Annotated in this window: 20 protein-coding genes; 7 read left to right on the forward strand and 13 right to left on the reverse strand. The window is 62.2% G+C overall.

Annotated elements, in window-relative coordinates:
* The first annotated feature begins 116 nt into the window (after positions 1–116).
* Together AB9N64_RS16075 and ilvD are read left to right on the forward strand one after the other, a co-directional pair.
* A complete protein-coding gene (locus tag AB9N64_RS16075) occupies positions 117–1,307 on the forward strand; it encodes an MFS transporter (RefSeq protein WP_371359520.1) in 1,191 nt (396 codons plus the stop codon).
* Between the two features lie 229 nt (positions 1,308–1,536).
* A complete protein-coding gene (gene ilvD / locus AB9N64_RS16080; RefSeq protein WP_003195159.1) occupies positions 1,537–3,378 on the forward strand; it encodes a dihydroxy-acid dehydratase in 1,842 nt (613 codons plus the stop codon).
* Between the two features lie 191 nt (positions 3,379–3,569).
* On the opposite strand, the gene AB9N64_RS16085 is transcribed toward ilvD, so the two are convergent.
* Entirely contained in the window at positions 3,570–4,631 is a 1,062-nt protein-coding gene (locus tag AB9N64_RS16085; RefSeq protein ID WP_371359521.1) for a haloacid dehalogenase-like hydrolase, read from the reverse strand.
* Positions 4,632–4,873: 242 nt separating this feature from the next.
* Here AB9N64_RS16085 and AB9N64_RS16090 point away from each other — a divergent pair, with 242 nt between their 5' ends.
* The gene (locus tag AB9N64_RS16090; protein ID WP_014720352.1) at positions 4,874–6,265 is read left to right on the forward strand and encodes an L-cystine transporter; all 1,392 of its coding nucleotides are present in this window, start codon (positions 4,874–4,876) and stop codon (positions 6,263–6,265) included.
* A gap of 85 nt (positions 6,266–6,350) precedes the next feature.
* On the opposite strand, the gene AB9N64_RS16095 is transcribed toward AB9N64_RS16090, so the two are convergent.
* Positions 6,351–6,863 carry a dihydrofolate reductase gene (locus AB9N64_RS16095; protein WP_019817767.1) on the reverse strand — a complete coding sequence of 171 codons (513 nt, stop codon included), beginning with the start codon at positions 6,861–6,863 and terminating at the stop codon, positions 6,351–6,353.
* A gap of 69 nt (positions 6,864–6,932) precedes the next feature.
* On the opposite strand from AB9N64_RS16095, the gene AB9N64_RS16100 reads away from it, so the two are divergent.
* On the forward strand, positions 6,933–8,312 hold the full coding sequence (locus AB9N64_RS16100; RefSeq protein ID WP_201914044.1) for a DUF2868 domain-containing protein: 1,380 nt from the start codon (positions 6,933–6,935) through the stop codon (positions 8,310–8,312).
* Entirely contained in the window at positions 8,305–9,672 is a 1,368-nt protein-coding gene (locus AB9N64_RS16105; protein ID WP_019817769.1) for a DUF3482 domain-containing protein, read from the forward strand. Before AB9N64_RS16100 ends, AB9N64_RS16105 begins: the two co-directional genes overlap by 8 nt.
* On the opposite strand, the gene AB9N64_RS16110 is transcribed toward AB9N64_RS16105, so the two are convergent.
* The 7 genes from AB9N64_RS16110 to AB9N64_RS16140 all read right to left on the reverse strand — a co-directional run bounded on the left by AB9N64_RS16110 (position 9,669) and on the right by AB9N64_RS16140 (position 18,684).
* Entirely contained in the window at positions 9,669–10,226 is a 558-nt protein-coding gene (locus tag AB9N64_RS16110; protein WP_032902268.1) for a phosphonate degradation HD-domain oxygenase, read from the reverse strand. The two genes, AB9N64_RS16105 and AB9N64_RS16110, sit on opposite strands and share 4 nt — an antisense overlap.
* Positions 10,223–11,353: a TIGR03364 family FAD-dependent oxidoreductase gene (locus AB9N64_RS16115; protein ID WP_032902267.1), complete on the reverse strand. Its 1,131-nt coding sequence runs from the start codon at positions 11,351–11,353 to the stop codon at positions 10,223–10,225. The genes AB9N64_RS16110 and AB9N64_RS16115 overlap by 4 nt, the downstream gene beginning before the upstream one ends.
* A gap of 123 nt (positions 11,354–11,476) precedes the next feature.
* The gene (locus AB9N64_RS16120) at positions 11,477–12,490 is read right to left on the reverse strand and encodes a putative 2-aminoethylphosphonate ABC transporter substrate-binding protein (protein ID WP_073843836.1); all 1,014 of its coding nucleotides are present in this window, start codon (positions 12,488–12,490) and stop codon (positions 11,477–11,479) included.
* A 22-nt stretch (positions 12,491–12,512) separates the two neighbouring features.
* On the reverse strand, positions 12,513–14,225 hold the full coding sequence (locus AB9N64_RS16125; protein WP_014720359.1) for a putative 2-aminoethylphosphonate ABC transporter permease subunit: 1,713 nt from the start codon (positions 14,223–14,225) through the stop codon (positions 12,513–12,515).
* 1 nt (position 14,226) lies between these two features.
* Positions 14,227–15,291 carry a putative 2-aminoethylphosphonate ABC transporter ATP-binding protein gene (locus tag AB9N64_RS16130; RefSeq protein WP_003195180.1) on the reverse strand — a complete coding sequence of 355 codons (1,065 nt, stop codon included), beginning with the start codon at positions 15,289–15,291 and terminating at the stop codon, positions 14,227–14,229.
* Positions 15,292–15,503: 212 nt separating this feature from the next.
* Positions 15,504–16,367, reverse strand: coding sequence for a LysR family transcriptional regulator (locus tag AB9N64_RS16135; RefSeq protein WP_058410822.1), 864 nt, complete (start codon positions 16,365–16,367; stop codon positions 15,504–15,506).
* A gap of 16 nt (positions 16,368–16,383) precedes the next feature.
* Positions 16,384–18,684, reverse strand: a complete 2,301-nt coding sequence (locus AB9N64_RS16140; RefSeq protein ID WP_371359522.1) for a heavy metal translocating P-type ATPase — start codon at positions 18,682–18,684, stop codon at positions 16,384–16,386.
* 85 nt (positions 18,685–18,769) lie between these two features.
* Between AB9N64_RS16140 and cadR the strand changes: the two genes are divergently transcribed.
* A complete protein-coding gene (gene cadR / locus AB9N64_RS16145) occupies positions 18,770–19,210 on the forward strand; it encodes a Cd(II)/Pb(II)-responsive transcriptional regulator (RefSeq protein WP_003195185.1) in 441 nt (146 codons plus the stop codon).
* A 130-nt stretch (positions 19,211–19,340) separates the two neighbouring features.
* Here cadR and AB9N64_RS16150 read toward each other — a convergent pair whose 3' ends face one another.
* Together AB9N64_RS16150 and lgt are read right to left on the reverse strand one after the other, a co-directional pair.
* Positions 19,341–20,174 (reverse strand): thymidylate synthase, encoded by an 834-nt coding sequence (locus AB9N64_RS16150; protein ID WP_014720362.1) that lies wholly within the window; start codon positions 20,172–20,174, stop codon positions 19,341–19,343.
* Between the two features lie 51 nt (positions 20,175–20,225).
* Positions 20,226–21,038: a prolipoprotein diacylglyceryl transferase gene (lgt, locus tag AB9N64_RS16155; protein WP_003195189.1), complete on the reverse strand. Its 813-nt coding sequence runs from the start codon at positions 21,036–21,038 to the stop codon at positions 20,226–20,228.
* A gap of 216 nt (positions 21,039–21,254) precedes the next feature.
* Between lgt and AB9N64_RS16160 the strand changes: the two genes are divergently transcribed.
* Entirely contained in the window at positions 21,255–22,001 is a 747-nt protein-coding gene (locus tag AB9N64_RS16160; protein ID WP_371359523.1) for an NRDE family protein, read from the forward strand.
* Positions 22,002–22,231: 230 nt separating this feature from the next.
* Here the strand turns inward: AB9N64_RS16160 and ptsP are convergent, their stop codons facing one another.
* Both ptsP and AB9N64_RS16170 read right to left on the reverse strand, forming a co-directional pair.
* On the reverse strand, positions 22,232–24,511 hold the full coding sequence (gene ptsP / locus AB9N64_RS16165) for a phosphoenolpyruvate--protein phosphotransferase (protein ID WP_014720364.1): 2,280 nt from the start codon (positions 24,509–24,511) through the stop codon (positions 22,232–22,234).
* 22 nt (positions 24,512–24,533) lie between these two features.
* Positions 24,534–25,013: an RNA pyrophosphohydrolase gene (locus tag AB9N64_RS16170; RefSeq protein ID WP_003176750.1), complete on the reverse strand. Its 480-nt coding sequence runs from the start codon at positions 25,011–25,013 to the stop codon at positions 24,534–24,536.
* Positions 25,014–25,039 lie beyond the last annotated feature (26 nt).

Raw genomic sequence — 25,039 nt, forward strand, 5'->3', positions numbered from 1 at the left:
CCTGTAGGGACTTGCGGGTTCCTACAGGTTTTTAGGAAATGTCGTACTGCCCCAGGCTTTGACTTTCCGTAGCGCAGACTCGATCCTCGCCCCTCTCATGGAACCGAGGCTCGCGTATGTCGAAGGCAATTACACAGGCTGAAAAACCGCTCTTGGTTTTCTGGCTGATGACCATGACTTTGCTGGGCGTCTTCCCCCTTGACGTCGTACTGCCCTCCTTTCCCGCCCTGGCTGAACACTTCCATACCTCGACCACCCATATCGCTCGATCCGTCAGCCTGTTCGCCATTGGATTTTCCTGCTCAATGCTGCTGATCGGCCCGCTGTCCGACAGAATCGGTCGCAAGAAGCTACTCCTGGCCAGTATGGTAGTAGCCATCCTGGGTGCAGTCGGGTGTCTGGCCGCCAGAAACACGCCCCAATTCCTGTTCTTTCGAGTCATTCAGGCCATAGGCTGCGGTGGTTTCATACTGTCCCAAGCGCTGGTGCAGGACCTTTTTTTCGGCAGGGAACAGGAGCGGTTGCGCATAGCAATGGCCACGGCCGGAGGCATTTTCATCTCGATTTCCCCAGTGCTGGGCGCATGGCTGCAATTGCACTGGGGATGGAAAGCCAGCTTCTACGCGTTTATCGCCCTCTGTGCTGCAACGTGGATTATGGCTCACCGATTACTGCATGGCGGCTTCCCTCCAACCGCGCCAAGCGAGCGGGGTATTTTCAGGGCCTACGCCAAGGTTTTCGCCAACAGACATTTCGCCAGCTACGCCACGATCTCCTCGATCACCTTCGCCTGTCATTTCTCATTCATCGTTGTGTCACCGCTCATTTTCATGGACCAGTTAAAGCTGTCACCCCATGAGTACTCATTGACCTTGCTTCTCTACGGCGCCGCCTACGTAGTGGGAGGCCTCTGTGCCGGCGTCCTGCACAAACGGCTGGCGGCGGCTACCCAGATGGCAGTCGGGCTGGTTCTGATCGCTATCTCTGGCGTGGTCATGCTGCTGTTGGCCTACCTGTTCGGCTTATCAACCCCGACAGTGTTGGTGCCCATGCTGCTCTGCACGGCGGGCACCACCATCACCCGGCCCATTTCCAACTCCAAGGCCATGAGCCTGTTTCCAGACAATGCGGGAGCCGCAGCTTCCGCCGTTGCGGCAGTGCTGTTCATTGCTGGCGGCTGTATCAGTGCGTTTATCAGCACCTTTACCCACCAGTTGAGTACTGCGCTTGGCTTGTGTTTTCTGATCCTGAGCCTTGCCGCCCTTGCGTTGAACTCATGGGCACGGCGGCGCCCGCACGTCCTGTAGCGGCTAACTTCAAGGTTGCGCCCATTCCCTCCAGCCGCCAGCGGTGTAGAATCGGCCCTATTCATCGCCAGTCATCCCCCGGCGGGTTTATGAGCTCGAGGCCCAAGCACGCGGCGATCCCGCGACGCGAGTGGCAACTTCCGGACACACGGCCATTTTCTGAGTGTTCCAGTCGTCAATTAGAAGCTCACTCCCCTTTAGTACTTGATTAGCCGCCCGGAGTGCTCCAATGCCTGATTACCGCTCGAAAACATCCACCCACGGCCGCAACATGGCCGGCGCGCGCGCACTGTGGCGTGCCACGGGGATGAAAGATGACGACTTCAAGAAGCCGATCATCGCGATTGCCAACTCGTTCACCCAGTTCGTGCCGGGCCATGTCCATCTCAAGGACCTGGGCCAACTGGTCGCCCGCGAGATCGAACGCGCCGGTGGCGTGGCTAAAGAATTCAACACCATCGCCGTGGACGACGGCATCGCCATGGGCCATGACGGCATGCTGTATTCCCTGCCGAGCCGCGAGATCATCGCTGACTCCGTGGAGTACATGGTCAACGCCCACTGCGCCGACGCCATTGTGTGCATCTCCAACTGCGACAAGATCACCCCCGGCATGTTGATGGCTGCCTTGCGCCTGAACATCCCGGTGATCTTCGTCTCCGGCGGGCCGATGGAAGCCGGCAAGACCAAACTCGCCTCCCACGGCCTCGACCTCGTCGACGCCATGGTAATCGCCGCCGATTCCAGCGCTTCTGACGAGAAGGTCGCCGAATACGAGCGCAGCGCCTGCCCGACCTGCGGTTCGTGCTCCGGCATGTTCACCGCCAACTCGATGAACTGCCTGGTGGAAGCCCTGGGCCTCGCCTTGCCGGGCAACGGTTCCACATTGGCCACTCACAGCGACCGCGAGCAGTTGTTCCTGCAGGCCGGCCGTACCATCGTCGAGCTGTGCAAGCGCTACTACGGCGAGAACGATGAGTCGGTGTTGCCGCGCAATATCGCCAACTTCAAGGCGTTCGAAAACGCCATGACCCTGGACATCGCCATGGGCGGTTCCACCAACACCATTCTGCATTTGCTGGCTGCCGCCCAGGAAGCCGAGATCGACTTTGACCTGCGCGACATCGACCGCCTGTCCCGTCACGTGCCACAGCTGTGCAAGGTCGCGCCGAACATCCAGAAGTACCACATGGAAGACGTGCACCGCGCCGGCGGGATCTTCTCGATCCTCGGCTCCCTGGCCCGTGGCGGCCTGCTGCACACCGACCTGCCAACCGTGCACAGCAAGTCCATCGCCGAAGGCATCGCCAAGTGGGACATCACCCAGACCGACGACGAAGCCGTGCACACCTTCTTCAAGGCCGGCCCGGCCGGTATCCCGACGCAGACGGCGTTCAGTCAGTCGACCCGTTGGGACACCCTGGATGACGACCGTGAAAACGGCTGCATCCGCAGTGTCGAGCACGCCTACTCGCAAGAAGGCGGCCTGGCCGTGCTGTACGGCAACATCGCCCTCGACGGCTGTGTGGTCAAAACGGCAGGCGTGGATGAGTCCATCCACGTCTTCGAAGGCCGCGCCAAGATCTACGAAAGCCAGGACAGCTCGGTACGCGGCATCCTCGCGGACGAAGTCAAGGAAGGCGATATCGTGATCATCCGCTACGAAGGCCCTAAAGGCGGCCCGGGTATGCAGGAGATGCTTTACCCCACGTCCTACCTGAAATCCAAAGGCCTGGGCAAAGCCTGCGCCCTGCTGACCGACGGCCGTTTCTCCGGCGGCACGTCGGGCCTGTCCATCGGCCACGCTTCGCCGGAAGCTGCTGCCGGTGGCGCGATTGGCCTGGTGCAGGATGGCGACAAGGTGCTGATCGACATTCCGAACCGCTCGATCAACCTGTTGATCAGCGATGAAGAACTGGCGGCACGCCGGGTTGAGCAGGACAAGAAAGGCTGGAAGCCAGTGGAGAAGCGCCCGCGTAAAGTCACCACCGCATTGAAGGCCTACGCGTTGTTGGCCACCAGTGCCGACAAGGGTGCGGTGCGCAACAAAGCCATGCTCGACGGCCTGTAAGCCCCGCGCATAAAAAAGCCCCGCCAGGTGCGGGGCTTTTTTTGTCTGCAGAAATTCCCCAAGACATTGGAGATCAAATGTGGGAGCTGGCTTGCCTGCGATTGCATCACCTCGGAGTACATGAAGTACCGAGGTGTCTGCATCGCAGGCAAGCCAGCTCCCACAGTGACTGCACTTCGACTTAAGGCTCTTTACTGAATCTCCTCCGGTTTCACGATCACCCAGTTCTTGTCCGCCGTCACCGGCAGCCCTTCCTTGGCTTGCGCCGCCGCGTGCTTGGCGATCATGCCGTTGAGTTGGGTCATGTACTTGTCTTTGCGGTTGATCCACAGGTGGATGCCGCCCTTGGCCAGGTCCACATCGTGGAACAGCATGTAGCCATCGCTGGTCGGTGTGTCACCGCCGACAATCACTGGTTTTTTCCATTCGTCGATGTAGGTGAGGATCGCCGCGTGCTTGCCGGCCATCCAGGTCGCCGGGGTCCACAGGTAGGGGGTCAGTTCCAGGCCGAGGTTGCTATTCTCGTCATACTTGCCGGCAGTGATCTGTTTGCGTGCGGTGGTCAGCTCGCCGGTCTTGCGGTCCTTGAGCATCGTGGTCACGCCGATGACGTTCTCGGGTTTGACGTTGTAGCCGTACTTCGGATCAGCCGCGACCATGCGCACCAGCTCCTCGGACGCGGCGGTCATCACATAGACCTCGATGCCGTTTTCCATCAACTTGTTGTACAGCTCGGCCTGGCCGGTGAAGACTTTTGGCGGCTGTACCTCGGATTTTTTCACCACGTCGCCTTCGAAATAGCTGACCGGCACGGGCTTGCCGGAGGCCATCAGCTCGTCGACCTGCACTTTGAGTTCCTTGAGGGTGAAGCCGGAAAAAATCTGCGCAACCCAGGGGTAGCAGACCATGTCGTCGACTTCGCACAGGCGATAGTAGTAGCTGAACAGACTTTCCTTATGGTCGGCGGTGTCTTTGAAGGGGATAAGCTTGAGCGAAGGGTCCATGGTTTCGCGGGTGATCAGGCCCTTGTTTTCCATGAACGGCAGCAGCGACTCTTCAAGGTCATAGCGGTAGCTGGTGTTGTCCATGTCGAACACCGCGTAGTTACCCTTGTTGGCATTGGCGGCGATCATTTCGTTGAGTTGTTTGGCGGCAGGTGCCGGCCAGTGTTTCAACTCGGTGGCGGCAAACGCCTGGCTGGCGAGCCCGAGGCAAAAGGCGGCGGATACCAATAGTTTCGGCGCGAGCTTCATAGGCGTTGTCTCCCTCAAGTGAAAGACATCGACGCTAACAAATCCGTATGACAGTTATCGCCCGAGCGCGACCGCTGACGTCGCGATTGCGCCAAGGGCATACGCCTGGGCGTCAAACGCTTATTCCAAAAACGACAGTCGCCATTCCATATTGGTATTAAATCAATATATTTCAAGCTGTTAGGCTTCCCGGTTCGCAATCGCAGGCTCACGCGATTGGCTGCCTTCTCAACGGAGCTTCAATGAATCTGCCCCTGATTCTCAATTTATTGGTGTTCGTGGCCCTGTTGCTGGGCCTGGCACAAACTCGCCGTACTAACTGGAGCCTGGCCAAGAAGGTGCTGTTCGCCCTGGTGCTGGGCGTGCTGTTCGGCGCGGCGTTGCACACGATCTATGGCGACGGCAACCCGGTGCTCAAAGCCTCCATCGGCTGGTTTGACCTGGTCGGCAACGGCTATGTGCAGCTGCTGCAAATGATCGTGATCCCGCTGGTGTTCGCCTCGATCCTCAGTGCCGTGGCGCGCCTGCACAACGCCTCGTCCCTGGGCAAGATCAGCTTCCTGACCATCGGCACGCTGCTGTTCACCACGGCCATCGCGGCGCTGATCGGCATCGGCCTGACCAACCTGTTCGGCCTCACCGCCGAAGGCCTGGTGGCCGGCACCCAGGAAATGGCGCGCCTGCAAGTGATCCAGAGTGATTACGCTGGCAAGGTTGCCGACCTGAATATCCCGCAGTTGCTGCTGTCGTTCGTGCCGGCCAACCCGTTCGCCGACCTGGCCCGGGCCAAGCCGACGTCGATCATCAGCGTGGTGATTTTCGCCGCGTTCCTTGGAGTTGCCGCGCTGCAACTGCTCAAGGACGACGTGGAAAAAGGCCAGAAAGTCCTTAACGCCATCGACACCCTGCAAGCCTGGGTGATGCGCCTGGTGCGCCTGGTGATGAAGCTGACCCCCTACGGCGTGCTGGCGCTGATGACCAAAGTGGTCGCTGGTTCCAACCTGCAAGACATCATCAAGCTGGGCAGTTTCGTGGTGGTGTCGTACCTGGCCCTGGGCCTGATGTTCGTGGTGCATGGCCTGCTGCTGTCCCTGGCCGGGATCAACCCGCTACGCTTCTTCCGCAAGGTGTGGCCGGTACTGACCTTTGCCTTTACCAGCCGCTCCAGCGCTGCAAGCATCCCGCTGAGCATTGAAGCGCAGACCCGTCGCCTGGGCATTCCGCAATCCATCGCCGGTTTCGCCGCCTCGTTTGGCGCGACCATCGGCCAGAACGGCTGCGCCGGTCTTTACCCTGCCATGTTGGCGGTGATGGTCGCGCCGACCGTGGGCATCAACCCGCTGGACCCGCTGTGGATCGCAACCCTGGTGGCGATTGTGACCTTGAGTTCGGCGGGCGTTGCCGGCGTAGGCGGCGGTGCGACCTTTGCCGCGCTGATCGTGCTGCCCGCCATGGGCTTGCCGGTGTCACTGGTGGCGCTGTTGATTTCCGTGGAACCGCTGATCGACATGGGCCGCACGGCGTTGAACGTCAATGGTTCGATGACGGCGGGGGCGATTACCAGCCAGATCATGGGGCAGACGGATAAAGCGCTGCTGGATGCCGATGAGCATGCCGAGTTAGCGCAGGTCTGATAGACCGCTATCGCAGGCAAGCCAGCTCCCACATTTGAATGTATTCACACATCAAACTGTGGGCGCTGGCTTGCCTGCGATATTTTTAGGCTTTTTCCCACACTTCGAAGTTGTAGGCCGGCTTATCACCTTCGGCCGGATTCTCGACATTCGACACCAGCTTCCACTGGTTCATATCAAACTCTGGAAACCACGCATCCCCTTCCGGGCTCAGCGCCACGCGGGTCAGGTACAAGCGATCGGCCTGTTCCAGCCCCTGTGCATACAACTGCGCGCCGCCGATCAGCATCAGCTCGTCCACGCCTTGCGCCTTGGCCCATTCCTCAGCCCGCTCTACCGCCGCGTCCAGTGACGGAAACACTTGCGCACCTTCCAACACAAGATCGGTCTGACGGCTGACCACCAGGTTCAAGCGCCCCGGCAGCGGTCGGCCCAGGGAGTCCCAGGTCTTGCGCCCCATGATGATCGGCTTGCCGAGCGTGGTGGCCTTGAAATATTTGAAATCCCCCGGCAAATGCCAGGGCATGCTGTTGTCGACGCCGATCACACGGTTTTCACCGAGGGCTGCGATCAGGCTTAAAGGGAGTGTTTTTTTCATGGCGACGAGAATACCAGAGCGGCGAGCCAGCGGTTATGCTCCAACCTCATCAACTCGACAGGACGGCGCGTGACTGCACTGAACCCGCTGCACAGACTTTGGCTGACAGAAACCGTGCGCCTGCGCGAAGAACACGCCGGCCCCCTGGAAGACCTGGAAGCCAACCGCCTGGCCCGCACCGCCGGGGGCGACCTACCCTCGCGCATCCAGCAGCGTGCGCTGCACCTGGCCGAGCGCGATGGTCTGGCCGCCGCGCTCAGCCGCTGGCTGCAAGGCGCACGCCTGGCCCTGGTGTTACTGGCGGTGGTCGCCGTCATCAGTGGCGCCGGTTTGGCGTTCGCCGCGCTGGGCAATGGCCTGGCCCCGGTGAATGTGTTTTGGGCCTTGGGCAGCCTGCTCGGCCTGAACCTGATCTTGCTGATCAGTTGGGCCCTGGGCCTGCTGTTTGCCGGTGAACACAGCGCCAGCCTTGGCCGGCTGTGGTTGTGGCTCAGCGAGAAACTGGCGCGTGACGCCAAGGCCGCGCAACTGGCCCCAGCATTGTTGCTGTTGCTGCAACGGCAAAAACTCAATCGCTGGGCGGTGGGTGTGCTGGTCAACAGCTTGTGGTTGCTGGCCTTGCTCAGCGCCCTGGTGATCCTGCTGACCCTGCTTGCCACCCGCCGCTACGGGTTTGTGTGGGAAACCACCATTCTCGGCGCCGATACCTTTGTCGCCGTGACCCAGGCCCTTGGCACACTCCCGGCGCTGCTCGGTTTCAATGTGCCCACCGTGGAGATGATCCGCGCCAGCGGCGACTCCGCGCTGAATATCGAAAGCGCCCGCCAGGCCTGGGCGGCCTGGCTGGTGGGCGTGTTGCTGGTCTACGGCCTGCTGCCGCGGTTGATCCTTGCCTTGCTGTGCCTGTGGCGATGGAAACGCGGGCGCGCAGCGTTGCGCCTGGACCTCAACCTGCCCGGCTACGCCCAACTGCGCGAACGCCTGATGCCCAGCAGCGAGCGCCTGGGGGTCAACGATGTGGCGCCCGAACACCTGCACCTGATCAGCGGCGGCGCAAGTGAGCTGCAGAGTGATGGCGCCTTGCTGGTCGCCATCGAACTCGACGACCAACACCCTTGGCCCCCCAAACTGCCTACCAACGTCAAGAACGCCGGCATCCTCGACAGCCGCGAATCACGCCACAAACTGCTGGAGCAACTCAGCCGTTTCCCACCCGCGCGCCTGGCCATCGCCTGTGACCCGCGCCGCTCGCCCGACCGTGGCAGCCTGGCGCTGATCGCCGAGCTGGCACGCAGCGCCACCGACACCCGCGTATGGCTGCTGCAGGCACCACCGGGCCAGGCGCTGGACGCCGAGCGCCTGGGCGACTGGCATGCCGCGTTGCGACAGCTTGAAGTGTCTTTTGCCGATTGTGCGCCGCTGAGCTGGCTGGAGACCGGTCATGACTAAACCGCTGAAACTCGCCGTGGTCGGCCATACCAACGTGGGCAAAACCTCACTGTTGCGCACCCTCACCCGCGATGTCGGCTTTGGCGAAGTGTCCCACCGCCCCAGTACCACGCGACATGTGGAAGGTGCGCGCCTATCGGTAGATGGCGAAGCCTTGCTGGAGCTGTACGACACCCCCGGCCTGGAAGACGCCATCGCCCTGCTCGATTACCTGGAGCGCCTCGACCGCCCCGGCGAACGCCTGGATGGCCCTGCGCGGCTGGCGCGTTTCCTGGAAGGCAGCGAGGCGCGCCAGCGTTTCGAACAGGAAGCCAAGGTGTTGCGCCAGTTGCTGGCCTCCGATGCCGGCTTGTACGTGATCGACGCTCGCGAGCCGGTGCTGGCCAAGTACCGTGACGAGCTGCAAGTGCTGGCCAGTTGTGGCAAACCGTTGTTGCCGGTGCTCAACTTTGTCAGCAGCAGCGACCACCGCGAACCGGACTGGCGCGAAGCCCTGGCCCGCCTCGGCCTGCATGCGCTGGTGCGTTTCGACAGCGTGGCACCGCCCGAAGACGGCGAACGCCGGCTGTATGAAAGCCTGGCCCTGCTGCTGGAAAACTCACGGCCGCAGTTGGAACGCCTGATCCTCGATCAAGAAGCCCAGCGCCAGGCTCGCCAGCAAAGCGCCGCCCGCTTGATCGCCGAACTGTTGATCGACTGCGCGGCCTGCCGTCGCAGTGTCCTCACCGAAGATGAACAGCAAGCCATCGGCGATCTGCGCAAAGCGGTGCGCCAACGGGAACAAAAGTGTGTTGATGCCCTGCTCAAGCTGTACGGCTTTCGCCCACAGGACGCGGCGGCCAGCGACCTGCCGCTACTGGATGGGCGCTGGGGCGACGACCTGTTCAACCCCGAAACCCTCAAGCAACTGGGCGTGCGGGTGGGTGGCGGGATCGCCGCCGGCGCAGCCGCCGGTGCGGGCGTGGACCTCCTGGTCGGCGGCCTGACGCTGGGCGCTGCTGCCCTGGCGGGCGCGATTGCCGGCGGTGCGCTGCAAACCGCGCGCAGCTACGGCAGCCGCCTGATGGGCAAGATCAAGGGCCAACGCGAACTCACCGTCGATGACAGCGTGCTGCGCCTGCTCGCCCTGCGCCAGCGCCAGTTGCTCAAGGCCCTGAACCTGCGCGGCCATGCGGCAATGCACAGCATCAAGGTCGACACACCCCAGGACAAAACCTGGCGCGAGGGCAAACTGCCCGACGCCTTGAACAAGGCCCGCGCCTATCCGCAATGGTCGTCCCTCAATCCCCACGCCAAACTAAGCCAGGCCGAGCGTCAAGAACAGGTCGAAGCCCTTGCCATGCGCCTCGACGAGACCTAAGCAGTCATCAGCACCTGCCGGGCCTTGGCCTTAAGCACCTCAAGGTCCAGCACCGGCACCTGCATTTGCTTGGCCTGCTCGTCCCAGTGGCGCATACGCAAGCTCACGGCATACAACGGGTCTTGCTCAAAGGTCCGAGCCTCTTCTGCGCTCATGACGCCGCCTTGGTAAGCCAGAGTGCGACGGCTGGCTTCGCTCAAGCGGGCGAAATAGTCCGGTTGGCTGAAGGTCAGGTAACGCTTGGCCTGGACGTGGTATTCCACCAGCCTGGCCAGGCGTTCGCTGAAGCCTGCCCGGCGCAGGTAATCGGCGCCCAGCCGCTCGTGGCTGACCACGCCATAACCGCCCATGTTCGCGCCGCCCTGGCCGCAGAGATGGCCGATGTCGTGGAAAAACGCCGCCAGCACCACCTCGTCGTCAAAACCTTCGGCCATGGCCAATTGCGCGGCCTGGGACATGTGCTCGATTTGCGACACCGGCTCGCCGATGTAGTCAGCCGTGCCATGTTGCTCGTACAAGCCAAACACCTGGGCAATCGCCTGTTCCGGGCTCATCGCGTCGCGCCCCACAGTGTGCTGATATTACGCTCGGCCATCGCCGGCCCCACGCTCATCCCTACGCCGGTGTGCATCAAGGCAGCGCTGACGCCAGGTGCCGCCTGCACAAACGAAAACGGCCCAGGCCCGCGGGAACCGTAGACGCCCTGCCAGCGCTCCACCACTTGGACCTTGCAACCCAGGGTCTGTTGCGCCAGTTCGATCAGCCAGTCATCCACCTGCTCGGCGTTGAAGGGCGACGGATCGCTGTCGTAATGGTGGGAGTCACCGATGATCAACTCGCCATGGGGCGTAGGGCTGATCAACAGGTGAATGCCGTGCTCGTGCAGGTACGGCGTTTCGCGCAAGATCTGCGCCTGCACGGCGGCCGCTTCCGGCAGGTCGGCAAAGGCGCCGTAGTGCACGCAGCTCAAGCCGGTGAGCAAGGCATGTTGCAGGTTCAGGTTGAGCACTGGCCGGGCGCGCAGCATTTGCAGGCGACAGGTTTGCGGGTTGAGCGCGGCGATGGCGTCGGCCAGCAGGGTTTGATAGTCGTGGCCGGAGCAAACAATGATCTGCTCGCCGCGAAAGCGGCCTGCCGTGCTGTGCAACTGGCCCGGTTCAACCTCGCGCACCAGGGTAGAGAAGTGAAACTCCACGTTAAGCGCCTGGCTCAGGTAATGGATCAGCGCCGGGATGGCCTCGCGGGAATACAGTTGCTGGTCGTCCTTGCCATGCAGTGCGGCGCGGTGATGGCGGAACTGGCCGGCGTACAGGTCGTTCATGACAGCGCCCTGCAGCAGCTCGACGTTGTAGCCGTGCTCCCGCGCGCGCCCGGCGCAGAAGGCTTCGAGCAGATGCTCTTCGGCTTCGGTGCGGGCGAACAGGTACGAGCCATTGCGTTTGAGCGCCAGGCCCGCCGCTTGCGCCCACTGGCCCCATATTTCGCGGCTTTCCCGCGCCAGGTCGAGCATTGGCCCTGGTGGTTGACCGGTGACCAGCGCCTGGCCGAAGTTGCGCACTGAGGCGCCCAATGGCGTGGCGCTTCGCTCGAACACCTTGACCTTGAGGCCGCGCCTGGCGGCGGCATAGGCGTGGGAGAGACCGAGGATGCCGGCGCCGACGACTAACAGATCACTACTCATACTGTCCTCTGGTTCCCGCGCTCCGCGTGGGAATTCATCCGGTGACGCTCCGCGTCACGACCTTTAAAAGCGGACGCGGAGCGTCCAGAGCGGCGTTACCACGCGGAGCGTGGGAACGATCGGTTACTGTTTTTCCGACTTGCCGTCATAACGCTTACGCCATTCGGCCAAGATGCTGTCACGGTTCTTGGAAGCCCAGACAAAGTCGTTCTTGATCAACCGTTGCTCATAGTCGGCCGGCAATTCGGTCTGTGGCTTGGCGATTCCCGGTTGGGCGAGCACGGCGAAGTTGTCCTTGTACAGATCCATCGCCGCGGTGCTGGCGGAGAAGTCAGCGAGTTTTTTCGCCGCCTCGGCATGGGCCGTGCCTTTGATCACGGCGGTGGCTTCGATGTCCCAGCCCAGGCCTTCCTTGGGCAGGATGATGTCCAGCGGCGCGCCCTGGCGCTTGAGCTGAACCGCCGGGTATTCGAAGGAAATACCAATCGGAAACTCACCGGACGCCGCCAACTTGCACGGCTTGGAGCCGGAGTGAACGTACTGGCCGATGTTCTGGTGCAAGTCGTCCATGTACTGCCAGCCTTGCTTCTCGCCGAAGGTCTGGAGCCAGGCGCTGACATCCAGGAAGCCGGTGCCTGAAGACGCCGGGTTAGGCATCACGATCTTGCCCTTGTATTCAGGCTTGGTCAGGTCCTGCCAGCTCACCGGTTTGGTGAGGCCCTGCTTCTCGGCTTCGACGGTGTTGAAGCAGAGGGTGGCGGCCCACACGTCCATGCCGACCCAGGCCGGAGGGTTGGCGGCGTCGCGGTAGTTTTTGCCGATCTTGTCCAAGTCCTTGGGCGCGTAGTTGTCGAGCATGCCTTGCTGATCGAGGATCGCCAGGCTGGAGGCGGCCAGGCCCCACACCACGTCAGCCTGGGGGCGGTCTTTCTCGGCCAGCAGTTTGGCGGTGATGATGCCGGTGGAGTCGCGCACCCACTTGATCTCGACGTCGGGGTTGGCCTGTTCGAAAGCTTTTTTGTAGGTCTTCAATTGCTCGGCTTCAAGGGCCGTGTACACCGTCAACTCGGTCTTGGCCAAAGCATTCAGGCTGAATGCCGTGAGGACTGCAGCGACCAGCGCCAGGGGCTTGAACATGGAGCACCTCCTTCAGGGATGTTTATTGGCCAGGTGCGCGCTGGCGCCAGGCTTGGGAGCGGCGCAGCGCGCCACGTGAAGCCCACGCCAGCAGCAGCGAGACGCTGGCCGAGGTGAACAGGATCAGGGTCGACATGGCCGCCGCGCCGCCCACATTGCCGGCGTCGTCCATGTTCAGCACCGCGACCGCGGCGAGGATGGTGTCGGGGCTGTAGAGGAAAATCGCGGCGGACACGGTGGTCATCGCCGAGACAAACAGGTAGCGCAGGATGTCCAGCAGCGCCGGCAGACAGATCGGCACCGTGACGCGCAGATAATGGCGGTACAACGGTGCCTTGAGGGACAACGCGGCGGCTTCGAACTCGGCGTCCAACTGGCGCAAGGCGGTGGTTGCAGTCATCTGCGCGGTGGTCAGGTAGTGCGCAATGGTGCACACCACCAGCAACGCCATGCTGCCGTACAACACATGCAGCGGGTTGCCGTTGAGGTTGAAGAAGAACACGTAGCCCAGCCCCAGGACCAGGCCCGGCACGGCCATCGGCACGAAGCTGAGCATGCGCAGCGCCAGGTTGAGGTTCTTCTGGCCCTTGGTCTTTTCCATCAGGTAGGCGCCGGTGAAAATCAGCACGCTGCCGATCAACGCGGTGCACAGCGCCATGGTCAGGCTGTTGCGATAGGCCAACCAGCCGCCGCCGGCGGTGTCTTCGAACTGGTAGTGGTTGAGCGACAGCGACAGGTTGTACGGCCAGAATTTCACCAGCGAGGAGTACACCGCCATGCCGAACACCAGCAGCAACGCCGCGCAGATCAGCAGCACGATGGCCAGGTAGCAGCCGTCGCGCAGCCGCGATGGCGCTGGCTGGAACACCTGGGCGCGGCCGCTCATCGCGTCGCCATGCCGACGGCGCAACCACGCATCCACGCCAAAGCTGAACAGCGCCGGCAGCAGCAACACCATGCCGATCAACGCGCCGCGACCGAACTGTTGCTGGCCCACCACGGCCTTGTAGGCCTCCAGCGCCAGCACCTGGTAATCGCCGCCCACCACCACCGGTACCCCGAAGTCGGTGATGGTCAGGGTGAACACCAGGCAAAACGCGGCGAACACCGCCTGGCGCGTGGCCGGCCAGGTAATGCTGCGAAACGCCCGGGCCGGGCTGGCGCCCATGCTCGAAGCGGCGTCGAACAAACGCGCATCCGCCAGGGACAACGCCGACAGCAAAATCATCAAGGCATGGGGAAAGGTGTAGATCACCTCACCGAGCACAATGCCCCAGAACCCATAGATATTCTCCGAGAACAAGCCGCGCAGGAGGCCCTGGTTGCCGAACAAATAGACCAGGGCAATGCCCGGCAACATCGACGGCGCCATCAACGGCAGCAAGGACAGGCCGCGCCAGATGGACTTGCCGGGGATCAGCGTGCGTTGCAGGGCATAGGCAAACAAGTAGGCCAGCGGCACGACGATGGCCGCCACGCTGAGGGAAACTTTCAGGCTATTACCCAGCAACCAGTGGAAGTTGGCGCTACTCAGTAGTTCGCGTGCTGCCACCAGCCCACCGCCCTGCCCGGCTTCGCTGCTGAAGCCGCGCCAGAAGATCGCCAACAGCGGCAACAGCACCGCCACCACCAACAGGCCCAGCCAGAGCCATTTGCCGCCGACCACAAAGAGGCGGTCGCCCCACTCGGCGCGGGACACCTGGCGCGGTACCGGCAATGTCATCACCGCCCCCATCTCAGGCAAACACCTGCAGGCTGCGCGGCGGCAACGCCACCCAGATATCCTGTGCACCCAGGCGCGGCATGGCTTCCGGCGCCAGTTCAGCCAGCAACGGATGGCCTGGCAACTGCTCCAGCTCAAAGCTCATGCGGCAGCGGTTGCCGAGGAAGGTGATCTCGCGAACCTTGGCCGGGAACAGGTTTTCTTCATGCACCGGCGGGTTGACGCAGATCGCTTCCGGGCGGCAGAACAAGCGGCCCGATTGGGCGACACCCGCGTCCTCAGCCAGGCGCATGTTCAACCCACCCACCTGGGCATGGCTGGCGCTGTTACGGCTGAACGGCAACCAGTTGCCCTGGCCGACAAACTCCGCCACGAACGGCGTGGCCGGGCGGTCGTAGATTTCCTGGGGCGTGGCGTACTGCTCGACCTTACCGTTGTTCATCACGGCAATGCGGTCGGCCATCAACATGGCTTCGTCCTGGTTGTGGGTCACCATCAAGGTGGTGATGCCCAGGCGCCGCTGCAGTTGGCGCAGTTCGGTGCACAGGTGCTCGCGCACGCGGGCATCGAGGGCCGACATCGGCTCATCCAACAGCAATAACGACGGCGCCGGCGCCAGTGCGCGGGCCAGGGCGACGCGCTGTTGCTGGCCGCCGGAGAGTTGGCCGGGGTACTTCTTTTCGCTGCCCACCAGGCCCACCAGCTCAAGCATCTGCGCGACCCGCTTGCGCACTTCATCGCGGCCGCTGCCCGTAAGGCCGTAGCCGATGTTCGCTTCAACGCTGAGGTTGGGAAACAACGCATAGGACTGGAACAGGATGCCGTAGTCCCGCGCCTGGGGTGGCAGCAGGGACACGTCCCGCTCGCCCAGGTAAAGCTCACCGCTGTCCTGGCGCTCCAGGCCGGCGATGCAGCGCAGCAGCGTGGTCTTGCCACAGCCGGACGGGCCCAGCAGGCACACCAGCTCGCCGGCGGCGACGTCCAGGGAGACGTTGTCCAGCGCGGTGAAGGCGCCAAAGCGTTTCTGGATTGCGCGCACTTTCATCGGTGCGCCGGGTTGGGTCAGGGCTGTGTGCATGGTGGCACCTCATCGAACGGATGAAGGCCATGCTAGAGAGGGAATGCGTAGCGGGTGTGGCAGGAAGGCAAAAGGAGGTGATAGTGGTATTGGTGGATTTGTGTAGGACTCATGATCGTTCCCACGCTCTGCGTGGGAATGTCTCTAGTGACGCTCCGCGTCACGGACGCGGAGTGTCCTGGGCGGCGTTCCCACGCGGAGCGTGGGAACGATCAGAGGGGTGACATTTCCTGGGCCAGGCCAAGGAAAGCCGCCGGCAGGCGCGCACCTTTGCGCTCCTTGAGGCAATACAGATACTCCGGAATCTGCGGTGCATCCTCGATGGTCAGCACGCGCAACTGCGGGTCATGGGGCACTTCCTGGCGGGCGATGATGCTAATGCCGATGTTGCGCAGCACCGCCTCGCGAATCGACTCACGGCTGCCAATCTCCAGCAACGGCCCGTACCCCACGCCGGCGTTCTTCAACATCTCTTCCGTCAGCCGGCGGGTGGTGGAGCCCGCTTCACGCATCAGCAAGGTGTGCCCGATAAGCGCGCTCAACGGTACGTGATCGAGCTTGGCCAACGGGTGATTGCGGTGCACCGCCAGCACCAGCGGGTCCGTGCCCAGCACGCGGCGGATCAGACGGGCATCTTCCAGCAATTGCGATGAGGCCGCGACATCGACGCGGTAATCGTCCAACGCCTCAAGCACCTGTTGGGAATTGCCGATTTCCACCGAGACTTCCACCTGGGGCAGTCGCTCACGAAAAGCTTTGACCAGATCGAGGATGTAATACGGCGCCGTTGCTGCAATTCTCAGCGCACCCTGGACCTGGCCGTTGTTGCGCAGGAAAAACTCGATATCCGCTTCCTGCTGCAACAGCGCCTTGACCATCGGCAACAGCCGCGCGCCTTCGTCGCTGACGGTGAGGCGGCGGCCGCCACGGTAGAACAACTCGACGCCGTAGTGGCCTTCGAGGTTGCGAATCTGGGTGGTCACCGTGGGCTGGCTCAAGCCGAGTTTCTTCGCCGCCTGGGTAATGCTGCCCAGGCGGGCGACCATGAAAAACGCCTTTAACTCAGCACTCAGCACACCACCCTCTCATCCGCTATTTGCGCACCAGGCGCAGGCCATTGAACACCACCAGCAGGCTCACGCCCATGTCGGCGAAGACCGCCATCCACATGGTCGCCATGCCCATGAACGTGACGGCCAGGAAGATCGCCTTGATCACCAGCGCCAGGGCGATGTTCTGCTTGAGGATACTCGACGTTTGCCGCGACAACCGAATGAAAGCCGGAATCTTGCGCAAATCATCGTCCATCAGCGCCACGTCGGCGGTCTCGATAGCGGTGTCGGTGCCCGCCGCGGCCATGGCGAAGCCGATCTCGGCACGGGCCAGGGCCGGGGCGTCGTTGATACCGTCACCGACCATGCCCACCCGACGGCCCTGGCTGTAGAGGGTTTCGATGGCTTGCAGTTTGTCGGTGGGCAACAGGTCGCCCTGGGCCTGGTCGATACCCACCTGGGCCGCAATGGCCTTGGCAGTGTGGGTGTTGTCGCCGGTGAGCATCAGGGTCTTGATGCCCAGGTCGTGCAACTGCTGAATAGCTTCGCGGCTGCTCTCCTTGACCGTGTCGGCCACGGCAAACAGCGCCAGCGGGCCAGACTTGTCCAACAGCAACACCACGGACTTGCCTTGTTTTTCCAGGGCGAAGAGTTTTTCTTCCAACGCCTCTGAGCACAAGCCCAGGTCTTCCACCAGGCGGTGGTTACCCAGGTGATAGGTCTGGCCGTTGATATCACCCCGCACACCGCGCCCGGCCAGGGCCTCGAAGTTATCCACAGCGTGAGTCGACAGGTTTTTATCCACAGCTGCGTTGGCAATCGCCAGGGACACCGGGTGATCGGAGCGCGATGCCAAGCTGGCCGCCAGGGCCGGCGCGCTGTCTTCGATGTTCGGGAACAGCGGCAGGTAGTCGGTTTGCACCGGTTTGCCGTGGGTGATGGTGCCGGTCTTGTCGAGGGCCAGGTAGTCGAGCTTGTAGCCGCCCTCCAGGTACACGCCGCCCTTGATCAGGATGCCTTTGCGCGCCGCTGCCGCCAGGCCGCTGACAATGGTCACCGGGGTGGAGATCACCAAGGCACAAGGGCAGGCCACCACCAGCAGCACGAGGGCGCGGTAGATCCAGTCAAACCACACGCCCGCCATGAACAGCGGCGGAATCACCGCCACACCGAGGGCAAACAGGAAGACAGCCGGGGTGTAGACCTTGGAGAAACTGTCAACAAAGCGCTGGGTTGGCGCCCGTGCCCCTTGCGCCTGTTCCACGGCGTGAATGATCCGCGCCAGCGTGGAGTTGTTGGCCGCGGCGGTGACCTTGTACTCCAGGGCGCCGGCCTGGTTGATGGTGCCGGCAAACACTTTATCGCCCACGGTTTTTTCTATCGGCAGGCTTTCCCCGGTGATCGGTGCCTGGTCGATGGTGGACTGGCCGGCCGTGACTTCCCCGTCGAGCCCGATGCGCTCGCCAGGCTTTACCCGCACAATCGCCCCAAGATCAATGCTTTTGACCTCCTGTTCCAGCCAGGAACCGTCAGCCTGGCGCACCGTGGCCTGTTCCGGAGTCATCTGCATCAGGCCGCTGATGGCGTTGCGCGCACGGTCCAGGGACTTGGCCTCGATCAACTCGGCCACGGTGAACAGGAACATCACCATCGCCGCTTCGGGCCACTGGCCAATCAGGATCGCGCCCGTCACCGCGATGCTCATCAAGGCATTGATATTGAGGTTGAAGTTCTTCAGGGCAATCCAGCCCTTCTTGTAGGTGGTAAGGCCGCCGCTGAGAATCGACACCAACGCCACCAGCGCGATTACCCAGGTGGGCGCCACACCGGTGAAGTGCAGCACCTCGGCCCCCAGGGCACCCACGCCCGACACCGCCAGCGGCCACCAATGTTTCTTGGCGGGCGGCGCGGCAGCGGGGCTGCCTTCTTCGATAGGGTCGGCCTGCATGCCGATGGACTTGATTGCCTCAATGATCGGCGCGGTGTTCGGCAGGTCATGGGTGACGCCGAGGATGCGGTTGATCAGGTTGAATTCCAGTTGCTGCACGCCAGCGAGCTTGCCCAGCTTGTTCTGGATCAGCGTCTGCTCGGTAGGGCAGTCCATGGCCTCGATACGGAAGGTGCTCAGGCGCGAGCCGGCGGTGGGTGCCTCGCTCAGGGTCACGATGGCAGGCCCGGCAGCGCCGGAGCAGCAGGAGCCGGAATGGCCGTGGTTATCCACAGGCGTGAGTTTGGCGGGCCCATGGTCATGTTTGTGATCATGGCCGTGGTCATGATCGTGATCGTGATCGTGATCATGCTTGTGGTCGTGCTTGTGCGGGGTATGAATGGAGTGGCTCATCAGGTCGCGTCCGTAAAGGTGCCTGTTGCCAAGTAAAGACCCTGTAGCCACTATAGGGTCAAGCGCCCATTTGGAGATTGCTGCGATGAAGATCGGCGAACTGGCCAAACTCACCGATTGCCCGGTGGAAACCATCCGTTATTACGAGAAGGAAAACCTGCTGCCGCCCCCGGCACGCACCGACGGCAACTACCGCGTGTACACCCAGGCGCACACCGAGCGGCTGACCTTTATTCGCAACTGCCGCAGCCTGGACATGACCCTCGAAGAAATCCGCAGCCTGCTGGGTCTGCGCGACAGCCCCCAGGACCAATGCGAAAGCGTGAATGCCTTGATCGACGAGCATATCCACCATGTGAAAGCGCGGATCGACGGGTTGTTGGCCTTGCAGGAACAACTGCTGGACCTGCGCCAACGTTGCGGCGGTGGGAACCAGTGCGGGATCTTGCAGCAGTTGGAAGTCAGCGGCGGGATTGCGGCCAGCGAGGCCGAGCCTTCGCATGTGGGCAGAAGCCACGGCCATTAACTCAAGCGAACACCAAACCTATGTGGGAGCTGGCTTGCCTGCGATAGCGGCGGGCCCGCGACATTGATGTCGCCTGACACTCCACTATCGCAGGCAAGCCAGCTCCCACAGTTTCTGACCGCAACAGGCTCTAGATAGCCACGTCGGCCTTGATGCTTGGGTCGGCGTCGTAGCCCACAATCTCAAAATCTTCGAACTTGTAGTCGTAGATCGACGCAGGCTTGCGCTTGATCACCAGTTCCGGCAGTTTTTTCGGCGTACGCGCCAACTGGGTCTGGATCTGTTCCATGTGGTTGCTGTAGGCGTGGGTGTCGCCCGTGGTGACGATGATCTCGTGGGGGATCAGGTCGCACTGCTGGGCCAGCATGTGGGTCAGCAACGCCAGCGCGGCAGTGTTGTACGGCAGCCCCAGGAATACGTCGGAGCTGCGGATATACAGCTGCATCGACAGATGGCCGTCATGCACGAACGCCTGGTACAGCAAATGGCACGGCGGCAGGGCTTGCTTGCCGTTACGCGCGTTTTCCTGCGGGCTCTGGGTTTCGTCCGGCAGGTATTCGACGTTCCAGCCGTGGAACAGGATGCGGCGGCTGTTGGGGTTGGTCTTGAGCGTGTGCACCATGTAGTCGATCTGGTTGATCGTGCCGCCGTCCTTGGTCGGCCAGGCGGTCCACTGCTCGCCGTAGACCGGGCCCAGGTCGCCGTCTTCGGTGGCCCACTCATCCCAGATCTTCACGCCATTTTCGTTGAGCCACTTGATGTTGGTGTTGCCGCTCAACATCCAGATCAGTTCGTTGGCGATGCTTTTGAAGTGCAGCTTCTTGGTGGTCAGCAGCGGGAAGCCGTCGGCCAGGTTATGCCGATACTGACGCGCAAACACAGCCTTGGTGCCGGTGCCCGTGCGGTCGCCCTTGGTCAGGCCATTGGTCACGACGTCCTGCAGCAGTTCGAGATATTGCTTCATGTTTTTACCCGTATCGTTGAAGCCAAGACCTCCTGGTCCTGGCATTCGAATTTAAAGCGCGGCGTTCTTCAGCGGCTGCGGGCGATTGTACGCCCACCACAGCATGCCCAGGCCCGCCAGGATCATTGGCAAGCTAAGCACCTGACCCATGGTCAGCCAGCCCCATGCCAGGTAGCCCAACTGCGCATCCGGTACCCGTACGAATTCGACGATAAAGCGGAAAATCCCGTAGAACAGCGCGAACATGCCCGACACGGCCATGGTTGGGCGTGGCTTGCGCGAGAAGATATAGAGAATAAGGAACAGCGCCACACCTTCCAATGCGAACTGGTACAGCTGCGACGGGTGGCGCGGCAGTTGCGCCGGGTCGCTGAACGGCGGGAACACCATCGCCCACGGCACGTCGGTCGGCTTGCCCCACAGCTCGGCGTTGATAAAGTTACCAATGCGCCCAGCACCCAGGCCGATCGGCACGAAGGGGGCGACGAAGTCCATCAGCTGGAAGAACGACTTGCCATTGCGCCGGCCAAACCACCAGGCGGCGATCATCACGCCGATAAACCCGCCGTGGAACGCCATGCCGCCCTTCCACACTTCGAAGATCAGGGTCGGGTTGGCGAGATACGCAGACAGGTCGTAGAACAGCACATACCCCAGGCGCCCGCCGACGATCACCCCCATCGACATCCAGAACACCATGTCGGAGAGCTTCTCCTTGGTCCAGGTCGGGTCGAAACGGTTCAGGCGCCGGGAAGCCAACAGCCAGGCGCCGCCGATGCCGATCAGGTACATCAACCCGTACCAATGGATTTTCAGCGGACCGATGGCCAGGGCCACCGGGTCGATCTGCGGGTAAGGCAGCATTGCGACTCCTCGTTAAAACATTTAGTCATGACGCACCGGACCATGCCGATGTGCGATTAAGCCTGCGTTACAGCGGCGAGATCAAATTAAGAAGTTCACATACACGCCAAATAGCCCGGCATGTTAACGGATCAGAGGTGCACGGCCCAACTTCGAGACGATGGAACACCGGCGCGTCTGTGGGTAGAGTGGCAAAAACACAAAAGGGGTCACCCAATGTGCCTGATTGTTTTCGCCTGGCGACCGGGCCATGCCCAACCGCTGATCGTCGCGGCCAACCGCGATGAGTTCTACGCCCGCCCCAGCCTGCCGCTGGCCCAGTGGGCGGATGTGCCCCAGGTTTATGCCGGTCGCGATCAGGAGGCCGGGGGCACCTGGCTGGGGGTGAACGCGGATGGGCGCTTTGCCGCCTTGACCAACATCCGCGACCCGCACCAGCCACCGGCACGCAAGTCTCGCGGCGAACTGGTTGCGCGGTTTCTCAGCGGTTCGCTGCCGATCGACGATTATTTGGCCGATGTGAACGGCCGCTCGATTGAATATGCCGGGTTCAACCTGCTGGTGGGCACGCAGGATGAGCTGTGGCACTACAACGCCAATGACACCGAGCCGACGTTGCTGAAGGCTGGGGTGTATGGATTATCCAATGCCGGGCTGGATACGCCATGGCCGAAGCTGGTGAAGGCCAAAGCAGCGTTCAGCGCCGTGCTGGAGAACCCCGAGCCTGAGGCACTGCTGGGGATTCTCAGCGACCCGCAGACCGCGCCGTTTGCTGAGCTGCCGGACACCGGCGTAGGCCTGGCGACCGAAAGCCTGCTGTCGAGCGTGTTTATCGCCAGCCCCAGTTATGGGACACGGGCGAGCACAGCGCTGATCGTGAATGCCGATGGGACGCGGCGGATGCTGGAGCGCAGCTTTGGCCCGCACGGGGGGCGGCTGGGTGAGGTGGACCTGATGTTTTAGCGCTGCTTGGACCACCGCTATCGCAGGCAAGCCAGCTCCCACAGGGGAATGCATTCCACAGGTGGGAGCTGGCTTGCCTGCGATGAAGGCGCCTCGGTCTTTGATCGTTCCCACGCTCTGCGTGGGAACGCCTCTTGTGACGCTCTGCGTCACGCTCTAAAAGCCGACGCGGAGCGTCCAGGGCTGCCTTCCCACGCAGAGCGCGGGAACGATCTGCTAGAAGCTCGCTCCTACAGGGTTTTGGCCGAGGCCGGGTTGATCATCCGGGTCAACCCCAGGTTTTTCAGCGCCAATTGCAGCGAGCTGTGGATAACTTGCGGGTTGTCGATGGTCATCAACTCGGCGAGCAAATCCTTGGCCCTGCTCAATTCCACCTGGCGCAGCATCCACTTCACTTTCGGCAAGTTGGTGGCGTTCATCGACAGGCTGTCAAAGCCCATCGCCATCAACAGCACCGCCGCCGCCGGGTCGCCGGCCATTTCGCCGCAGATACTCACCGGCTTGCCTTCGGCATGGGCGTCGCGCACCACGTGTTGCAGCGCTTGCAGCACCGCCGGGTGCAGGTAGTCGTAGAGGTCGGCCACCCGTGGGTTGTTACGGTCCACGGCCAGCAGGTACTGGGTCAGGTCGTTGGAGCCTACCGACAGGAAGTCCACCTGCCGCGCCAGTTCCTTGGCCTGGTACACCGCCGCCGGTATTTCGATCATCACGCCAATCGGCGGCATCGGCACATCGGCGCCTTCATCGCGCACTTCGCCCCACGCGCGGTGGATCAGGTGCAGGGCTTCTTCCAGCTCATGGGTGCCGGAGATCATCGGCAGCAGGATGCGCAGGTTGTTCAAGCCCTCGCTGGCCTTGAGCATGGCGCGGGTCTGGACGAGGAAGATTTCGGGATGGTCGAGGGTAACGCGAATACCGCGCCAGCCAAGGAAGGGGTTGTCTTCCTTGATGGGGAAATAGGACAGTGACTTGTCGCCGCCAATATCCAGGCTGCGCATCGTCACCGGTAACGGGTGGAAGGCTTGCAGTTGCTCGCGATAAATCGCCAGCTGCTCCTTCTCGCTCGGGAAACGCTGGTTGATCATGAACGGCACTTCGGTGCGGTACAGCCCCACCCCTTCGGCGCCGCGCTGTTGCGCACGGGCTACATCCGCCAGCAGGCCAGTGTTGACCAGCAGCGGTACCCGGTGGCCATCGGGGGTCACACACGGCAGCTCGCGCAGCGAATCCAGGCCCTGGGCCAGTTGCTTCTCTTCTTCCACCACCTCGGCGTATTGCTTGCGCAGCACGTCGCTGGGGTTGGTGAACACCTCGCCGCGATGCCCATCGACGATCATGTCGATGCCATCGACCTTGGAGTACGGCAGGTCCACCAGGCCCATCACCGTCGGGATACCCATGGCCCGGGCCAGGATCGCCACGTGGGAGTTACCCGAACCCAATACCGAAACCAAGCCCACCAGCTTGCCTTCAGGCACTTCGCCAAGCTGGGTGGCGGTCAACTCTTCACTGACCAGGATGGTGTTATCGGGGAAGACCATGTTGGTGCTGCGGTCTTCCTGCAGGTACGCCAACAGACGTCGCCCCAGGTCGCGCACATCCGATGCGCGCTCGCGCAGGTAGGCGTCGTCCATCATTTCGAAACGGTTGACGTGATCGGTGACCACCTGGCGTAACGCGCCCTGGGCCCACTGGCCGGTCTTGATCACAGTCTTGACTTCGTTACCCAGGGACGCGTCGTCGAGCATCATCTGGTACACGTCAAACAGCGCACGCTCTTCGGGGCGCAGCTGGGTGGCCAGCTTGGTCGACAGGTTGCGCATGTCGGCGCGCACGCCTTCGAGGGCGGTCTTGAACAGTTTGATTTCGGCGTCGATGTCACTGACGGTCTTGTCCGGCACCACATCGAGGTCGGCTGGCGGCAGCATGACCACCGCGGTACCCACCGCAGCGCCTGGCGAACCCGGTACGCCGACGAACTTGGCTTCCTGGATACCCTTGCCCTGGCGCCCCAGGCCGCGAATCGAGCCGGTCGCTTCGGCGTGGGCGATAACCCCGGCCAGTTGCGCGCTCATGGTCACCAGGAAGGCTTCTTCGCCTTCGTCGAACTGGCGACGCTCTTTTTGCTGGATAACCAACACGCCGACAACGCGGCGGTGGTGAATGATCGGCGCACCAAGGAACGAGGCGTAGCGCTCTTCGCCGGTTTCGGCAAAGTAGCGATAACGCGGGTGATCGGCCGCGTTCTCGAGGTTCAGGGGTTCTTCACGCGTCCCCACCAGGCCCACCAGACCTTCATTGGGCGCCATGCTGACCTTGCCGATGGAGCGCTTGTTCAAGCCCTCCGTGGCCATCAGCACAAAACGGTTGGTCTCGGGGTCCAGCAGGTAAACCGAGCAGACCTGGCTGCCCATGGCTTCCTTGACGCGCAACACAATAATCCCCAACGCCGCCTTGAGATCCTTGGCGGAGTTAACTTCCTGGACGATCTTGCGCAGCGTATTGAGCATGGCTCGGGGTCGAACTCCGTCGTCAGTCGCGCGCTAAAAGGCGCGGGGCAAGCTCTTTGAGAGCGCGACGATAAACCTCGCGCTTGAATGTCACCACCTGGCCCAACGGATACCAATAGCTGACCCAGCGCCAGCCATCGAACTCCGGTTTACCGGTCAAATCCATCCGCACCCGCTGCTCGTTGGAGATCAGGCGCAAAAGAAACCATTTCTGCTTCTGGCCGATGCACAGCGGTTGGCTGTGGGTACGCACCAGGCGTTGCGGCAAACGATAGCGCAACCAGCCACGGGTACAGGCCAGAATTTGTACATCTTCGCGCTCAAGGCCGACTTCTTCGTTCAACTCACGGTACAAGGCGTCTTCAGGGGTTTCGTCGGGGTTGATTCCACCTTGAGGAAACTGCCAGGCATCTTGGTTGATTCGGCGAGCCCATAGCACCTGTCCGGCATCATTCGTCAGAATAATGCCGACATTAGGACGGAAACCATCGGGGTCGATCACGGCAACAACCTCGCAAACGCATGTCG

Origin of the sequence: Pseudomonas sp. KT_2_4 (genome assembly GCF_041410225.1) — a bacterium.
In the GTDB taxonomy this organism is placed as follows: Bacteria; Pseudomonadota; Gammaproteobacteria; order Pseudomonadales; family Pseudomonadaceae; genus Aquipseudomonas; species Aquipseudomonas paracarnis.

What these genes read in the sequence shown, in the direction of transcription:
- AB9N64_RS16075 (WP_371359520.1), top strand. Translation starts at nt 117, where the DNA reads ATGTCGAAGGCAATTACACAGGCTGAAAAACCGCTCTTGGTTTTCTGG.
- ilvD (WP_003195159.1), top strand. Translation starts at nt 1,537, where the DNA reads ATGCCTGATTACCGCTCGAAAACATCCACCCACGGCCGCAACATGGCC.
- AB9N64_RS16085 (WP_371359521.1), bottom strand. Translation starts at nt 4,631, where the DNA reads ATGAAGCTCGCGCCGAAACTATTGGTATCCGCCGCCTTTTGCCTCGGG.
- AB9N64_RS16090 (WP_014720352.1), top strand. Translation starts at nt 4,874, where the DNA reads ATGAATCTGCCCCTGATTCTCAATTTATTGGTGTTCGTGGCCCTGTTG.
- AB9N64_RS16095 (WP_019817767.1), bottom strand. Translation starts at nt 6,863, where the DNA reads ATGAAAAAAACACTCCCTTTAAGCCTGATCGCAGCCCTCGGTGAAAAC.
- AB9N64_RS16105 (WP_019817769.1), top strand. Translation starts at nt 8,305, where the DNA reads ATGACTAAACCGCTGAAACTCGCCGTGGTCGGCCATACCAACGTGGGC.
- AB9N64_RS16110 (WP_032902268.1), bottom strand. Translation starts at nt 10,226, where the DNA reads ATGAGCCCGGAACAGGCGATTGCCCAGGTGTTTGGCTTGTACGAGCAA.
- AB9N64_RS16115 (WP_032902267.1), bottom strand. Translation starts at nt 11,353, where the DNA reads ATGAGTAGTGATCTGTTAGTCGTCGGCGCCGGCATCCTCGGTCTCTCC.
- AB9N64_RS16120 (WP_073843836.1), bottom strand. Translation starts at nt 12,490, where the DNA reads ATGTTCAAGCCCCTGGCGCTGGTCGCTGCAGTCCTCACGGCATTCAGC.
- AB9N64_RS16125 (WP_014720359.1), bottom strand. Translation starts at nt 14,225, where the DNA reads ATGGGGGCGGTGATGACATTGCCGGTACCGCGCCAGGTGTCCCGCGCC.
- AB9N64_RS16130 (WP_003195180.1), bottom strand. Translation starts at nt 15,291, where the DNA reads ATGCACACAGCCCTGACCCAACCCGGCGCACCGATGAAAGTGCGCGCA.
- AB9N64_RS16140 (WP_371359522.1), bottom strand. Translation starts at nt 18,684, where the DNA reads ATGAGCCACTCCATTCATACCCCGCACAAGCACGACCACAAGCATGAT.
- cadR (WP_003195185.1), top strand. Translation starts at nt 18,770, where the DNA reads ATGAAGATCGGCGAACTGGCCAAACTCACCGATTGCCCGGTGGAAACC.
- AB9N64_RS16150 (WP_014720362.1), bottom strand. Translation starts at nt 20,174, where the DNA reads ATGAAGCAATATCTCGAACTGCTGCAGGACGTCGTGACCAATGGCCTG.
- lgt (WP_003195189.1), bottom strand. Translation starts at nt 21,038, where the DNA reads ATGCTGCCTTACCCGCAGATCGACCCGGTGGCCCTGGCCATCGGTCCG.
- AB9N64_RS16160 (WP_371359523.1), top strand. Translation starts at nt 21,255, where the DNA reads ATGTGCCTGATTGTTTTCGCCTGGCGACCGGGCCATGCCCAACCGCTG.
- ptsP (WP_014720364.1), bottom strand. Translation starts at nt 24,511, where the DNA reads ATGCTCAATACGCTGCGCAAGATCGTCCAGGAAGTTAACTCCGCCAAG.